This window comes from Streptomyces sp. NBC_01433 (genome assembly GCF_026340105.1).
Lineage (GTDB): Bacteria > Actinomycetota > Actinomycetes > Streptomycetales > Streptomycetaceae > Streptomyces.
Map to the genome: position 1 here is coordinate 1,461,281 of NZ_JAPEPM010000001.1, position 14,427 is coordinate 1,475,707.

Sequence of the window (14,427 nt, forward strand, 5' to 3'; positions counted from 1 at the left end):
CCGTCAGACCTCTTCGACGCTGCTCGGCTCGCGCCGGGACAGGTCGATACCGAGTTCCTCCGCCGCGCGGAAGACGTCCTCGTCCGTGTCACGCATCTCGATGGACATACCGTCCGAGGACAGCACCTCCACGTTGAGGCAGAGCGACTGCATTTCCTTGATGAGCACCTTGAAGGACTCAGGGATGCCCGGCTCGGGGATGTTCTCGCCCTTGACGATCGCCTCGTAGACCTTCACGCGGCCGGTCACGTCGTCGGACTTGATCGTCAGCAGCTCCTGGAGGGCGTAAGCGGCGCCATAAGCCTCCAGCGCCCACACCTCCATCTCACCGAAGCGCTGTCCACCGAACTGAGCCTTACCACCCAGCGGCTGCTGGGTGATCATGGAGTACGGACCGGTCGAACGGGCGTGGAGCTTGTCGTCGACCAGGTGGTGGAGCTTGAGGATGTACATGTAGCCGACCGAGACCGGCTCGGGGAACGGCTCGCCGGAGCGGCCGTCGAACAGGTTGGCCTTGCCGGAGGGCTGGACCATCCGGTTGCCGTCGCGGTTCGGGATCGTGGACTCGAAGAGGCCGGAGATCTCGTCCTCGCGGGCACCGTCGAAGACCGGGGTCGCGACGTTGGTACCGGCGGCGACGTCGTCGGCACCGATCGCCTTCAGACGCTCCATCCACTCCTCGCTGCCCTCGACCTTCCAGCCCTGGCTGGCGAGCCAGCCGAGGTGGATTTCGAGGACCTGTCCCGGGTTCATTCGGGACGGGACACCCAGCGGGTTGAGGATGATGTCGACCGGGGTGCCGTCCTCCAGGAACGGCATGTCCTCGATCGGCAGGATCTTCGAGATGACGCCCTTGTTGCCATGACGGCCGGCGAGCTTGTCACCATCGGTGATCTTGCGCTTCTGCGCGACGTAGACGCGGACCAGCTGGTTCACGCCCGGCGGCAGCTCGTCGCCCTCTTCGCGGTCGAAGACGCGGACGCCGATGACCTTGCCGATCTCGCCGTGCGGGACCTTCAGCGAGGTGTCGCGCACCTCGCGCGCCTTCTCACCGAAGATCGCGCGGAGCAGGCGCTCCTCGGGGGTCAGCTCGGTCTCACCCTTGGGCGTGACCTTGCCGACGAGGATGTCACCGGCGACGACCTCGGCACCGATACGGATGATGCCGCGCTCGTCGAGGTCGGCGAGGACCTCTTCGGAGACGTTCGGGATGTCCCGGGTGATCTCCTCCGGGCCGAGCTTGGTGTCACGGGCGTCGACCTCGTGCTCCTCGATGTGGATCGAGGAGAGGACGTCGTCCTGCACGAGGCGCTGCGACAGGATGATCGCGTCCTCGTAGTTGTGACCCTCCCAGGGCATGAACGCCACGAGGAGGTTCTTGCCGAGGGCCATCTCGCCGTTCTCGGTGGCCGGACCGTCGGCGAGGACCTGCTCGGCGATGACCCGGTCACCCTCGGAGACGACAACCTTCTGGTTGACCGAGGTGCCCTGGTTGGAGCGCATGAACTTGGCGATGCGGTACGTGGTGTACGTGCCGTCGTCGTTCGTGACGGTGATGTAGTCCGCGGAGACCTCCTGGACCACACCGTCCTTCTCGGCCTTGAGCACGTCACCGGCGTCGGTGGCGCAGCGGTACTCCATGCCGGTGCCGACGAGCGGGGCCTCCGACTTGATGAGCGGCACCGCCTGCCGCATCATGTTCGCGCCCATGAGGGCACGGTTGGCGTCGTCGTGCTCCAGGAAGGGAATCATCGCGGTGGCGACGGACACCATCTGGCGCGGCGAGACGTCCATGTAGTCGACGTCCGTGCCGGGCACGTAGTCGACCTCTCCGCCACGACGGCGGACCAGGACGCGGGGCTCGGTGAAGCGCAGCTCGTCGGAGAGCGTCGCGTTCGCCTGGGCGATGACGTAACGGTCTTCCTCGTCGGCCGTGATGTAGTCGACCTCGTCGGTGACCTGACCGTCGACGACCTTGCGGTACGGCGTCTCGATGAAACCGAACGCGTTGACGCGTCCGTACGAGGCGAGCGAACCGATCAGACCGATGTTCGGGCCTTCAGGGGTCTCGATCGGGCACATGCGTCCGTAGTGGGACGGGTGCACGTCACGGACCTCGAAGCCGGCCCGCTCACGGGACAGACCACCCGGGCCAAGAGCCGACAGGCGGCGCTTGTGGGTGAGACCCGACAGCGGGTTGTTCTGGTCCATGAACTGCGACAGCTGGCTGGTGCCGAAGAACTCCTTGATGGAGGCGACGACCGGCCGGATGTTGATCAGGGTCTGCGGCGTGATCGCCTCGACGTCCTGGGTCGTCATGCGCTCACGCACGACGCGCTCCATACGGGCGAGACCCGTACGGACCTGGTTCTGGATGAGCTCGCCGACGTTACGCAGACGACGGTTGCCGAAGTGGTCGATGTCGTCGGTCTCGACGACGATCGTCCGGCCGGACTCACCGACGGTCTCAAGCTCCCCGGCGTGCAGCTTCACCAGGTACTTGATGGTCGCGATGATGTCGTCGCTGGTGAGCACACCGGCGTCCAGCGGCTCGTCCGCGCCGAGCTTCTTGTTCACCTTGTAGCGGCCGACCTTCGCGAGGTCGTAGCGCTTCGGGTTGAAGTAGAGGTTCTCGAGCAGCGTCTGAGCGGCCTCGCGCGTGGGCGGCTCGCCCGGACGCAGCTTGCGGTAGATGTCGAGCAGCGCGTCGTCCTGGCCCTGGGTGTGGTCCTTCTCCAGGGTGGCGCGCATGGACTCGTACTCGCCGAACTCTTCGAGGATCTGCTCGGTGGTCCAACCGAGAGCCTTGAGGAGAACGGTCACGGACTGCTTGCGCTTGCGGTCGATGCGGACACCGACCATGTCGCGCTTGTCGATCTCCATCTCCAGCCAGGCACCCCGGGACGGGATGATCTTGGCCGAGAAGATGTCCTTGTCGGACGTCTTGTCGATGGAGGAGTCGAAGTAGACACCCGGCGAGCGGACCAGCTGCGACACGACGACACGCTCGGTGCCGTTGATGACGAAGGTGCCCTTGTTGGTCATGAGCGGGAAGTCGCCCATGAAGACCGTCTGGGACTTGATCTCGCCGGTCTCGTTGTTGGTGAACTCGGCCGTGACGAAGAGCGGCGCGGCGAACGTGAAGTCGCGCTCCTTGCACTCGTCGATCGAGTTCTTCGGGGGCTCGAAGCGGTGGTCGCGGAACGTAAGCGACATCGACCCGGAGAAGTCCTCGATCGGCGAAATCTCCTCGAAGATCTCCTCCAGGCCGGACTTGGTGGGGACGTCTTGTCCACTGTCCAGAGCAGCCTCGACGCGAGCCTTCCAGGCGGCGTTACCGAGGAGCCAGTCAAAGCTCTCGGTCTGCAGCGCGAGGAGGTTCGGAACCTCGAGGGGCTCCTTGATCTTTGCAAAAGAGATGCGCAGCGGGGCGGTGCTGGCACCGTTGTTCGTATTCGCGGTCGAGGCGTTGCGCGAGGCGGCCAAGAGGGGGTCCTTCCGAGGGCTCGGACTCACTACGCGCGTACCGGTCCCAAGTTGGACACAAAGACAGATATCCCAGGTAAGGGAGGATCAGCCATCGGTGCTCAAGCGTGGGCATGCCCCTGGTGACGGGCAGGAGGCAGCTAACAGGCAGCGCAAAGGGTCAGTGTAGCCAAGCGCCACACTGATGTCCAGTCGGGGTTCTCAGAGACCCACGTTGCTCTCAACAGCTGTTCTCAACACCTATGCCTAGTCCTTGCGCGGGGTGCGCTCTTCTTTACTGCCCTCTTCACTCTCGATCCATGCCTCGGATTCGGATCGATGTGATGACGCGCCCCTGAGAATTGCGCGCCTCGTGCGGTTCGTCAAGGCCCCCGAGCCGGGACCGATCCCCAGCGATCCTCTCCAGCCGCCCCTGGACGCCGTAGGAGGCCCCCTGAGAGGCGCACGGCGAAGATCACCATACTCGTCACCGCCGGAAGAGCAAGGCACCCGCCACGGGCACGCCAAAGGGCGACCACCCGGATGGGTGATCGCCCTTTGCGATGTGACATCCCCGCCTTGCGGCAGAGACGGTCCTGAGGAGTCAGATGACTCGCAGGGTCACTTGACCTCGACGGAAGCGCCGGCGGCCTTGAGGGAGTCGGCAGCCTTCTCGGCGACCTCCTTGGCGACCTTCTCGAGGACCGGCTTCGGGGTGCCGTCGACGAGGTCCTTGGCCTCCTTGAGACCCAGCGAGGTCAGCTCACGCACGACCTTGATGACCTGGATCTTCTTCTCGCCGGCGCCGGTGAGGACGACGTCGAACTCGTCCTGCTCCTCCGGGGCGTCCGCGGCGGCGGCAGCGCCACCGGCGGCGGCGACGGCGACCGGGGCGGCAGCCTTGACGTCGAACTTCTCCTCGAAGGCCTTGACGAAGTCAGCGAGCTCGATGAGGGTCAGGTTCTCGAACTGCGCGAGCAGGTCGTCCTGGGACAGCTTCGCCATGATGGCGTCCTTCCACTAAGTCGGCAGGTGCCGGGTGTATATGAAGGCGGGCGTACGGGCCCGCTGCGAGCCGTGGAGCGGAGGGTTACTCCGCCACCTCGGCGTCGGCGGGAGCCGGCGTACCGGCACCGCCCTGCTCGACCTTGGCGCGAAGGGCGTCCGCGGTGCGGACGAACTCCGACAGCGGGGCCTGGAACGTCGCCGCGGCCTTGGCCATCGACGCCTTGATTCCACCGGCCACCTTGGCGAGCAGAACCTCGCGGGACTCAAGGTCCGCGAGCTTCTTGAACTCATCGGCGGACAGCGCCTTACCGTCAAGGACACCGCCCTTGATGATGAGGTTGGGGTTGTCCTTGGCGAAGTCACGAAGACCCTTCGCCGACTCCACCGGGTCACCGGTGACGAAGGCAACCGCCGTCGGACCCGAGAACAGGTCGTCCAGCGTGTTGATCCCGGCCTCGTTGGCCGCAATCTTGGTCAGCGTGTTCTTCACCACGGCGTACTGGGCGTTCTCACCGAGCGAACGGCGCAGCTCCTTGAGCTGTGCCACGGTGAGACCCCGGTACTCGGTCAGCACGGCGGCGTTCGAGCTGCGGAACTGGTCCGTCAGCTCGGCTACCGCGGCAGCCTTGTCGGGCCTTGCCATGAGCGTCGGCCTCCTTCCGGGTGATGAGGACCGCTCAGAAGGTGCCGTAAAAGACGAAACGCCCCAGCACAAGTGCCAGGGCGTAGCTCGACCGGACAGAGTCCGGGAGCTTTCCACAGTCACCTGCGCAGGTCGTCCGTTCTCAGCGGATCCTTCGGTCACTGTTCCCTCTTGCGAGAGCACAGCGACGACCAGCGGTCTTTGGCTTCTTCACGAGAGTACGCGACCGGGGCCGCGTCGGGCAAATCCGTCCCGGATCGGGTGGGTGCGTGAGGTTTAGGACGCGTCCGCGCCCGCGGCGGCGCCCTGCTGCTTCAGGATGTCCGCGAAGTCGACCGTGTCGGCGGCCGGGGGCTTCTCCACCGCGACCTCGGTCCCGTAGTCGCTGTAGTAGACCGTCGTATTGAGCTCGCCGGTCTTCATCTGACCGCGCTCGGTCTTCTTCACCAGCAGGTCGTTCTTGTCGACCCAGATGTCCACGGTCTCCGTGGTGATGCCGGCCTGGTCGAGCTGCTTCTTGAGCGCCGCGACCTGTGCCTTGTCCAGGGCCCCGCTCTTCGCGGTCAGCTCCGCCACGTCGACCGTCCCGGAGTAGTGCGTCGTGGGCACCCCCCGTACGTCCTCCTGGCCGACCTTCTTCACGTCGCCGGAGGCCAGCAGCGCCTTCACGCCCTGCTCGGGGGTGCTGCTCTCCATCTGGTCCTTCATCACCCCGCCGGAGGCCCCGGACATCTCGGCGAGGTCCTTGTAGGCGTACCGGACCCAGTGCTTGCCGCCGATGTTGGCGGCGAAGGCGTCGCCCATGTTGGCGTAGTACTCGTCCTTGAGGTACCGGGCCTGCATCGAGCCGTCGCCACCGGACTTCTTCAGGGCATCGCCCATCGTGCCCCCGGTGTAGGTGATCTTCAGGGAGCCCGTGAGCCCTTTGCTCCAGTCAATGACTCCGCTCTGCGTCATCGACATGTCGCTGCCCATCACGGTGGTGCCCTCGACCTTGGCCGACTTGGCTCCACCGGTCTTCTCCTGCACCTGGCGCAGCGCGGCGACCTGCTCGCCCTTCACCGCGCCGCCCGCGCCCGTCCCCTCCTTGCCGGTGCCACCGGCGTCGTTGGAACCGCTGCAGGCCGCCACCGAAGTCAGCGCCGCCACCGACGCGAAGGCCACGCACACCCGCCGTACAGTCCTGGTCGTCGTCATCTGCCGCTCCACCCCTCGCTTCGTCCTGACGTCCCACACTGGCACAGAGGACCGACAGTTGGTCGTACTACCGGACGCATCCTTCGGATACGAGGACGGGCCCCGCACCTCGAAAGGTTGCGGGGCCCGTCACAAAGCACGCGTGTGACGCGACTACCTGGTGAGCACGGTGGCTCAGACGGCGGCCGGGTCCTCCTCGACGAGGAGGTTGCGGGTGCGGTTGGAGTCCAGCGGGATGCCGGGGCCCATCGTGGTGGCCAGCGTGGCCTTCTTGATGTAGCGGCCCTTGGCGGCGGACGGCTTCAGACGGAGGATCTCGTCCAGCGCCGCTGCGTAGTTCTCCACCAGCTTGGTCTCGTCGAAGGAGACCTTTCCGATGATGAAGTGCAGGTTCGAGTGCTTGTCGACGCGGAACTCGATCTTGCCGCCCTTGATGTCGTTGACAGCCTTCACGACATCGGGGGTGACGGTGCCCGTCTTCGGGTTCGGCATCAGACCACGCGGACCGAGCACGCGGCCGAGGCGGCCGACCTTGCCCATGAGGTCCGGAGTGGCGACGACGGCGTCGAAGTCCAGACGGCCCTTCGCCACCTCGTCGATGAGCTCGTCGGAGCCGACGATGTCGGCGCCCGCGGCTTCCGCGGCCGCAGCACGGTCACCGGTCGCGAAGACCAGGACCCGGGCGGTCTTGCCGGTGCCGTGCGGCAGGTTCACGGTGCCACGGACCATCTGGTCGGCCTTGCGAGGGTCAACACCCAGGCTGAACGCGACCTCGACGGTGCTGTCGAACTTGGTGGCGGAGGTCTCCTTGGCGATACGGACGGCCTCGAGGGGGGCGTAGTTGCGCTCCCGGTCGATCTTCGCGTCCGCAGCGCGGAGGGTCTTGCTGCGCTTCACTTCTACTCCTGTGGTTTCAGGGTGTGGAGTCGTGGTGCGGACCAGCGCTTGGTCCTACCACTGAGGGCTACGGGGCTGAATCAGCCTTCGACCGTGATGCCCATGGAACGGGCGGTGCCAGCGATGATCTTCGACGCGGCGTCGAGGTCATTGGCGTTCAGGTCGGGGAGCTTCGTCGTGGCGATCTCGCGGACCTGGGCAGCCGTGAGCTTGGCAACCTTGGTCTTGTGCGGCTCGCCGGAGCCCTTGTCCACACCTGCGGCCTTGAGGATCAGCTTGGCGGCCGGCGGAGTCTTGGTGATGAAGGTGAAGGAGCGGTCGTCGTAGACCGTGATCTCCACCGGCACGACCATGCCACGCTGCGACTCGGTCGCGGCGTTGTAGGCCTTGCAGAACTCCATGATGTTGACGCCGTGCTGACCCAGTGCGGGGCCGACCGGCGGCGCCGGGTTGGCCGCACCGGCGTTGATCTGGAGCTTGATAAGCCCCGTGACCTTCTTCTTCTTGGGAGGCATTGCTCTCTCCGGGTCCAGTTGAGAGTTTTTCGCCGCCAGTCCGGTCATCCGGATGGAGGCATACCGCACAACGATAACGGGTATAGCTGCGCGACCAAAAACCGAGCAGGTCAGACGGGCTGCGAAGCCTGTCTGACCTGCTCGGTAGGCATGTGTCCAGAAACCGGCGGGAGGTGCTAGTTCTTCTGGATCTGGTCGAAGCTGAGCTCGACCGGGGTCTCGCGACCGAAGATCTCGACCAGGCCCTTGACCTTCTTCGAGTCGGCGTTGATCTCGTTGATCGTCGCCTGGAGCGTCGCGAACGGGCCGTCGGTGACGGTGACCGAGTCCCCGACCTCGAAGTCCAGCACCTGGACCTCGACCTTGCGGGACGGAGCCGGCTTGCCCTCGGCCTCGGCCGCCTCGCGGGCCGCCTTCTCCTCGGCCTCGGGGGCGAGCATCTTGACGATCTCGTCCAGGGTCAGCGGGTACGGGTCGTAGGCGTTGCCCACGAAGCCGGTGACGCCGGGAGTGTTGCGGACAACACCCCAGGACTCGTTCGTCAGGTCCATGCGCACCAGGACGTAACCCGGGAGCTTGTTCTGGCGGACGTTCTTGCGCTCGCCGTTCTTGATCTGGACGATCTCTTCCTCGGGCACTTCGGCCTGGTAGATGAAGTCCTCGACGTTGAGCGAGACGGCGCGCTGCTCCAGGTTGGCCTTCACGCGCTTCTCGTACCCGGCGTACGTGTGGATGACGTACCACTCGCCGGGAAGACCGCGAAGCTCGTCGCGCAGGGCGGTGACGGGGTCGACGGGGGCGGCCGGCTCGGCCTCTTCCTCGTCGGCGCTCTCGTCGTCGGCAGCCTCGGCGTCGTCGCTGTCGGCGTCCTCGTCGGTGGCGTCCTCGTCGGAGGAAGCGTCGACCTCGTCGGACTCCTCCGACTCGGTGTGCACGGCGGCCTGCTCGGCGGGCTCGCCCGCAGCTTCATCAGCAGCTTCGGCCTGGTCCGGCTCCACAGAATCCGCCGCCTCAACGATGTCGAGCTCGTCCTCGGCGGACTCGAAGGCGCCAGCCTTGGGCTCGACGGCGTCGTTCAGGTTCGGGTCAGACACGATGGCTGCTTCTTCCTGGATACAAATGGGTGGAACATGCGAAAGGGGCGCCCTGTCGGACGCCTCCCGCAGATCAGCCGAAAACGTACTTGATGACCCGCGCGAATCCCGTGTCAATCACGGTAACAAGACCAATCATGACAACGACGAACACAATCACCACTGCGGTGTACGTGGTCAGCTGGTTACGAGTCGGCCAGACGACCTTGCGCAACTCTGCGACGATCTGGCGGTAGAACAGCGCGAGGCGCCCCAGGGGGCCCTTCTTGCCGCGCTTGCCGCCCTTCCGAGCCTTCTTCTTCGACTCGGGGACTTCATCCTCGGCATCAGGCATGTCGATGGAGCCCACGGCGTCCGTCACGCTACTCACCTGATTCCGGGTCGTGGCCGTGCCGCGCCCGGTGGAGCCGCACGGCTGTGCAATGAAGTACGTACATGCGCACACATCCTGGCGAAGGAGTGTGTAGCAGGGCCGGAGGGACTTGAACCCCCAACCGCTGGTTTTGGAGACCAGTGCTCTACCAATTGAGCTACGACCCTTTGTGGTTTCCACCAACCTACCGCATCCTCCCCGGTGGTCGGGTGCGGGAACGGTGCGGCTGGTGAAGGCCAACGACAGGTGAGTGTACGTGCTCGGGGCCCTCGCGTCGAACAGACAGGAACCGACCGGTCCTGTCCGCATGCTGTCCAGGTCCTGTCCGGTCCCTGAAACCCCTGTGCCGACGGCAATTCCAGTCTGGGAACATGGGGAGCATGAGCGCTGCAACTTCTCCGTCCGAGCGTCGGGTCTCCGCCCGCGTCGGTGCGATTTCCGAGTCCGCGACCCTCGCCGTCGACGCCAAGGCGAAGGCCCTCAAGGCCGCCGGGCGACCGGTGATCGGCTTCGGCGCCGGTGAGCCCGACTTCCCGACCCCCGGCTACATCGTCGACGCCGCGGTCGAGGCCTGCCGCAACCCGAAGTACCACCGCTACACCCCGGCCGGCGGGCTCCCGGAGCTCAAGGCCGCCATCGCGGAGAAGACACTGCGCGACTCCGGCTACGAGGTCGACGCCTCCCAGGTCCTGGTGACCAACGGCGGCAAGCAGGCCATCTACGAGGCGTTCGCCGCGATCCTCGACCCGGGCGACGAGGTCATCGTCCCCGCCCCGTACTGGACCACCTACCCCGAGTCCATCCGTCTCGCGGGCGGTGTCCCGGTCGAGGTCGTCGCCGACGAGACCACCGGCTACCGGGTCTCCGTCGAGCAGCTCGAAGCCGCGCGCACCGAGCGCACGAAGGTCGTCCTGTTCGTCTCGCCGTCCAACCCGACCGGCGCCGTCTACAGCGAGCCCGACGCCGAGGCGATCGGCCGCTGGGCCGTCGAGCACGGCCTGTGGGTGCTGACCGACGAGATCTACGAGCACCTCGTCTACGGCGACGCGAAGTTCACCTCGCTCCCGGCGATCCTGCCCGAGCTGCGCGACAAGTGCATCGTGGTCAACGGTGTCGCCAAGACGTACGCGATGACCGGCTGGCGCGTGGGCTGGATCATCGGCCCGAAGGACGTCGTGAAGGCCGCCACCAACCTTCAGTCGCACGCCACCTCCAATGTCTCCAACGTCGCCCAGATCGCCGCGCTGGCCGCCGTCTCCGGCCCGCTGGACGCGGTCGCCGAGATGCGTTCCGCCTTCGACCGCCGCCGCAGCCTCATCGTGCGGATGCTCAACGAGATCGACGGCGTGCTCTGCCCGGAGCCCGAGGGCGCGTTCTACGCGTACCCGTCGGTGAAGGAGCTCCTCGGCAAGGAGATCCGCGGCAAGCGCCCCGCCACCTCCGTGGAGCTCGCGGCGCTCATCCTGGACGAGGCCGAGGTCGCCGTCGTACCGGGCGAGGCCTTCGGTACGCCGGGTTACCTGCGGCTGTCGTACGCCCTGGGCGACGACGACCTCGTCGAGGGCGTCTCCCGGCTCCAGAAGCTGCTGGGCGAGGCCAAGGACTGACCCGGTCACTCCCTCACCCCGGAAAGTGCTCCCCGGCCGCGGCCGGGGGGCACTTTTTGTTCGATCGGCGCCCCAAGAGGGAAAGCGGCTTCCGCTCCGGCCCGCTCGTGCGGCAGGATCTACCGATGGAGCGTGATGTACGTCTGTTGCCCAAGGCCCACCTGCACCTGCACTTCACCGGGTCGATGCGGCCCGCCACCCTGCTCGAACTAGCCGACAAGTACGGCGTACACCTGCCCGAGGCGCTGACCGGTGGCGAGCCGCCCAGGCTGCGGGCGACCGATGAGCGGGGCTGGTTCCGCTTCCAGCGGCTCTATGACATCGCCCGGTCCTGTCTCAGGTCCCCGGAGGACATCCAGCGGCTCGTGCGCGAGAGCGCCCAGGAGGACGTCGCGGACGGCTCCCAGTGGCTGGAGATCCAGGTCGACCCCACCTCGTACGCCCCGCTGCTCGGCGGCCTGATCCCGGCGATCGAGATCATCCTGGACGCCGTGGACAGCGCCTCCCGGGAGACCGGGCTCGGGATCCGGGTGGTGATCGCCGCGAACCGGATGAAGCACCCGCTGGACGCCCGGACCCTGGCCCGGCTCGCCGTGCGGTACGCGGACCGGGGCGTCGTCGGCTTCGGGCTCTCCAACGACGAGCGCCGCGGGATGGCCCGCGACTTCGACCGCGCCTTCGCCATCGCCCGCGAGGGCGGACTCCTCGCGGCCCCGCACGGCGGCGAGCTGGCCGGGCCGGCCAGTGTGCGCGACTGCCTCGACGACCTCGGCGCGACCCGGATCGGACACGGCGTACGCGCGGCGGAGGACCCCCGGCTGCTGCGGAAGCTGGCGGAGCGCGGGGTGACCTGCGAGGTCTGCCCGTCCTCCAATGTGGCGCTCGGGGTCTACGAGAAGCCCGCGGACGTACCGCTGCGCACCCTGTTCGACGCGGGGGTGCCGTTGGCGCTGGGGGCGGACGACCCGCTGCTGTTCGGTTCCCGGCTGGCCGCGCAGTACGACCTCGTACGCCACCATCACGCCTTCACCGACGAGGAGCTGGCCGAACTGGCCCGGCAGTCCGTGCGGGGGTCGGCGGCGCCGGCCGACGTGGCGGAGAAGATGCTGAGCGGGATCGACGCGTGGCTGCGACCGCCCTCGGCTAGCTGATTCCGCCGAGCAGGGTGCGGGCGATCGAGGCGGCGAACGCGTCGAGCGGCTGCGGGGGCGTGCCGCCGGGAGCCATCTCGTACGCGAAGGCCCGCTGGGCGCAGGCTCCCAGCAGCAGCGAGGCCGCCGCGTAGGTGTCGGCGTCCGCGCGGACGCGGCCCGCCCGTTGTTCGGCACGGAGGTAGGCGTCGAGTCCCTGGATGGGTTTGTGCGGTCCGGTGCCCAGCTCGCGCATGGCCTCCTCGTGGCGGCGCTTGAGCTGGGGCTCGGCGTACAGCGAGGCGGCCATCGGGAAACTCTGCTCGTAGAACAGCGCGGCCTGGCGGGCGATCTCGGTGAGGTTCCGCTCGATGTCGCCCTCCCCCGGCTCGGCGGCCAGGGCGCTCAGGACGGCGCCGAGCTTGGGCAGCCGCTCGCCGAGCACCGTCACGAACAGCTCCTCCTTGCCGGCGAAGTACTTGTACAGCGCCGCTTCCGAGCAGCCCGCCGCCCTGGCGATCTCCTTGGTGGTGACCCTGGCGAGGCCGATGCCGAGCATCAGCTCGTACGCGGCGTCGACTATGCGGACACGGGCCGGTTTCTGCTCCATGCGTGCTCCAGCCAACCTTGACGTGCGGGTGAGTACCCACTCACCCTAGAGGTGAGTGAATACTCACCCACCCGAGGAGGGCTCGCCATGAGGCTCACAGTGTTCGGCTCGACGGGCGGCATCGGCCAGGAGATCGTCCGCCAGGGGATCGAGGCGGGCCACGAGGTGACCATCGTGGCCCGTGACCCGGCGAAGCTCCCGGAAGGGCTGGCCGGGGCCGCGTTCCACGAGGTGGTGCGGTTCGACGACACGGCCGCGGTGCGCCGGGCGGTGGCCGGCCGGGACGCGGTGCTCTCCGGGTTGGGGGCGGGCGGCCGGAAGGCCGACGGGATCACGGAGCGGCTGACCGGGCAGGTGCTGGCGGCGATGGAGGCCGAGGGGGTGCGGCGGCTGGTGGTCGTGAGCGCGGCGCCGGTCGGGCCCGCGCCGGCGGACGACCCGCTGCGGGACCGGCTGACGCGCAAGGTGGTCGGGGCGGTCCTGCGGGAGGTGTACGCCGATCTGGCGCTGATGGAGGCGGCGTTGGCCCGCTCGGCGACGGACTGGACGTCCGTACGGCCCCCGAGGCTGACGAACGGGCCGCGCACGGGGACGTACCGGAAGGTCGTCGGCGGCACCCCGCGCGGCGGCCGGGTCATCGCGCGGGCCGACGTGGCGCACGCGATGCTGGCGCTGATCGACGATCCGGCGGCCCTGAAGCAGGGCGTGGGCGTCGCCTACTGAGCTTCGGCGCCCGCTCCGGCTCCCGAAGCCGCCGCCCCGCCGCCCCCGCCCGTCCTCTACAGGCTCACGCCGACGGTCACGGGTTCGTTGACCAGCGTGACGCCGAATGCCTCGTGGACCCCGGCGACGACCTCGCGGGCCAGGGCCAGCAGGTCCTCGGTGGTCGCGCCACCGCGGTTGGTGAGGGCGAGGGTGTGCTTGGTGGAGATACGGGCCGGGCCGGTGCCGTACCCCTTGGTGAAGCCCGCCTTGTCGATCAGCCAGGCCGCCGAGGTCTTGGTACGGCCGTCCCCGGTGGGGAACGCCGGGGGCGTCGTGCCGTCGCCGAGCCGCTGCTCGGCCCGGCCCAGGAAGGCCTCGTACTGCGCCGGTTCGAGGATGGGGTTGGTGAAGAAGGAGCCGGCCGACCACGTGTCGTGGTCCTCCGGGTCCAGCACCATGCCCTTGCCCGCGCGCAGACGCAGCACCGTTTCGCGAGCCGCCGCGGCGGGAACGCGCTCGCCCTGCTCGACGCCCATGGCCCGTGCCGTTTCGGGGTACCTGAGGGGCGCGGACTGGCCTGCCGCATCTTCCAGCTCGAAACGGACACGGAGCACGACAAAGCGATCAGGTTCCGCCTTGAAGCGGCTGTGCCGGTACGAGAACGCGCACTCGGCGTTGGGGATCGTGACCGTTTCGCGTGCGTACCGGTCGTAGGCGACGACCTCCGTGATCGTGGAGGACACCTCCTGACCGTAGGCACCGACGTTCTGGATCGGCGTCGCGCCCGCGGATCCCGGGATCCCGGCCAGGCACTCGATGCCCGCGAGACCGGCCTCGACCGTGCGGGCGACGGCGTCGGTCCACACTTCGCCGGCCGCCAGCTCCAGCGTCGTACCGGACAGGGCGAAGCCCTCGGTCGCGATGCGCAGGGCGGTGCCGTCGAAGCCCTTGTCGCCGATGACCAGGTTGGATCCGCCGCCGATGACCAGGAGCGGCGTGCCGCTCCCGTCGGCCTCGCGCACGGCGGCGATCACCTCGGCGTCGGTCGTGGCCGTGAGAAGGCGGGCCGCGGGGCCGCCGAGCCGGAAGGTGGTCAGGGGGGCGAGGGGGGCATCGTGGAGTTCCAGCACGGGGACAAGGGTACGGTCCGTGGCCCCGCCTCTTCGGCGGGGCCGCGGACCGC

13 protein-coding genes and 1 tRNA gene are annotated in these 14,427 nt (G+C 67.8%); 3 read left to right on the top strand and 11 right to left on the bottom strand.

The window, feature by feature from the left end; translation table 11 throughout:
- Positions 1–3 precede the first annotated feature (3 nt).
- The 9 genes from rpoB to OG413_RS06445 all read right to left on the bottom strand — a co-directional run bounded on the left by rpoB (position 4) and on the right by OG413_RS06445 (position 9,359).
- Positions 4–3,486 carry a DNA-directed RNA polymerase subunit beta gene (gene rpoB, locus OG413_RS06405; RefSeq protein WP_073718406.1) on the bottom strand — a complete coding sequence of 1,161 codons (3,483 nt, stop codon included), beginning with the start codon at positions 3,484–3,486 and terminating at the stop codon, positions 4–6.
- Between the two features lie 600 nt (positions 3,487–4,086).
- Positions 4,087–4,470: a 50S ribosomal protein L7/L12 gene (rplL, locus tag OG413_RS06410; protein ID WP_266803418.1), complete on the bottom strand. Its 384-nt coding sequence runs from the start codon at positions 4,468–4,470 to the stop codon at positions 4,087–4,089.
- Positions 4,471–4,555: 85 nt separating this feature from the next.
- Complete coding sequence (gene rplJ / locus OG413_RS06415) at positions 4,556–5,116, bottom strand: 50S ribosomal protein L10 (RefSeq protein ID WP_073718408.1); 561 nt, start codon at positions 5,114–5,116, stop codon at positions 4,556–4,558.
- A 276-nt stretch (positions 5,117–5,392) separates the two neighbouring features.
- A complete protein-coding gene (locus tag OG413_RS06420; RefSeq protein WP_266803419.1) occupies positions 5,393–6,313 on the bottom strand; it encodes a hypothetical protein in 921 nt (306 codons plus the stop codon).
- Between the two features lie 174 nt (positions 6,314–6,487).
- A complete protein-coding gene (gene rplA, locus OG413_RS06425) occupies positions 6,488–7,210 on the bottom strand; it encodes a 50S ribosomal protein L1 (protein ID WP_073718410.1) in 723 nt (240 codons plus the stop codon).
- 80 nt (positions 7,211–7,290) lie between these two features.
- Positions 7,291–7,725: a 50S ribosomal protein L11 gene (gene rplK / locus OG413_RS06430; RefSeq protein ID WP_024494105.1), complete on the bottom strand. Its 435-nt coding sequence runs from the start codon at positions 7,723–7,725 to the stop codon at positions 7,291–7,293.
- Positions 7,726–7,901: 176 nt separating this feature from the next.
- Positions 7,902–8,819 carry a transcription termination/antitermination protein NusG gene (gene nusG, locus OG413_RS06435; protein WP_266803420.1) on the bottom strand — a complete coding sequence of 306 codons (918 nt, stop codon included), beginning with the start codon at positions 8,817–8,819 and terminating at the stop codon, positions 7,902–7,904.
- 73 nt (positions 8,820–8,892) lie between these two features.
- Positions 8,893–9,180, bottom strand: coding sequence for a preprotein translocase subunit SecE (gene secE, locus OG413_RS06440; protein ID WP_266803421.1), 288 nt, complete (start codon positions 9,178–9,180; stop codon positions 8,893–8,895).
- Positions 9,181–9,286: 106 nt separating this feature from the next.
- Positions 9,287–9,359 (bottom strand) — tRNA-Trp (locus OG413_RS06445).
- Positions 9,360–9,572: 213 nt separating this feature from the next.
- Between OG413_RS06445 and OG413_RS06450 the strand changes: the two genes are divergently transcribed.
- Together OG413_RS06450 and OG413_RS06455 are read left to right on the top strand one after the other, a co-directional pair.
- Entirely contained in the window at positions 9,573–10,799 is a 1,227-nt protein-coding gene (locus OG413_RS06450; protein WP_266803422.1) for a pyridoxal phosphate-dependent aminotransferase, read from the top strand.
- Between the two features lie 125 nt (positions 10,800–10,924).
- On the top strand, positions 10,925–11,950 hold the full coding sequence (locus OG413_RS06455; RefSeq protein ID WP_266803423.1) for an adenosine deaminase: 1,026 nt from the start codon (positions 10,925–10,927) through the stop codon (positions 11,948–11,950).
- Here the strand turns inward: OG413_RS06455 and OG413_RS06460 are convergent.
- Positions 11,943–12,539: a TetR/AcrR family transcriptional regulator gene (locus OG413_RS06460; RefSeq protein ID WP_266803424.1), complete on the bottom strand. Its 597-nt coding sequence runs from the start codon at positions 12,537–12,539 to the stop codon at positions 11,943–11,945. The genes OG413_RS06455 and OG413_RS06460 overlap by 8 nt on opposite strands.
- An 87-nt stretch (positions 12,540–12,626) precedes the next feature.
- Between OG413_RS06460 and OG413_RS06465 the strand changes: the two genes are divergently transcribed.
- Positions 12,627–13,262 (top strand): NAD(P)-dependent oxidoreductase, encoded by a 636-nt coding sequence (locus tag OG413_RS06465; RefSeq protein WP_266803425.1) that lies wholly within the window; start codon positions 12,627–12,629, stop codon positions 13,260–13,262.
- Between the two features lie 56 nt (positions 13,263–13,318).
- On the opposite strand, the gene OG413_RS06470 is transcribed toward OG413_RS06465, so the two are convergent.
- Entirely contained in the window at positions 13,319–14,374 is a 1,056-nt protein-coding gene (locus tag OG413_RS06470) for a UDP-N-acetylmuramate dehydrogenase (RefSeq protein WP_266803426.1), read from the bottom strand.
- Between the last annotated feature and the right edge of the window lie 53 nt (positions 14,375–14,427).

Coding starts and splice junctions, on each gene's coding strand:
- rplL (WP_266803418.1), bottom strand. CDS start 4,470: ATGGCGAAGCTGTCCCAGGACGACCTGCTCGCGCAGTTCGAGAACCTG.
- rplJ (WP_073718408.1), bottom strand. CDS start 5,116: ATGGCAAGGCCCGACAAGGCTGCCGCGGTAGCCGAGCTGACGGACCAG.
- OG413_RS06420 (WP_266803419.1), bottom strand. CDS start 6,313: ATGACGACGACCAGGACTGTACGGCGGGTGTGCGTGGCCTTCGCGTCG.
- rplK (WP_024494105.1), bottom strand. CDS start 7,725: ATGCCTCCCAAGAAGAAGAAGGTCACGGGGCTTATCAAGCTCCAGATC.
- OG413_RS06450 (WP_266803422.1), top strand. CDS start 9,573: ATGAGCGCTGCAACTTCTCCGTCCGAGCGTCGGGTCTCCGCCCGCGTC.
- OG413_RS06455 (WP_266803423.1), top strand. CDS start 10,925: ATGGAGCGTGATGTACGTCTGTTGCCCAAGGCCCACCTGCACCTGCAC.
- OG413_RS06460 (WP_266803424.1), bottom strand. CDS start 12,539: ATGGAGCAGAAACCGGCCCGTGTCCGCATAGTCGACGCCGCGTACGAG.
- OG413_RS06465 (WP_266803425.1), top strand. CDS start 12,627: ATGAGGCTCACAGTGTTCGGCTCGACGGGCGGCATCGGCCAGGAGATC.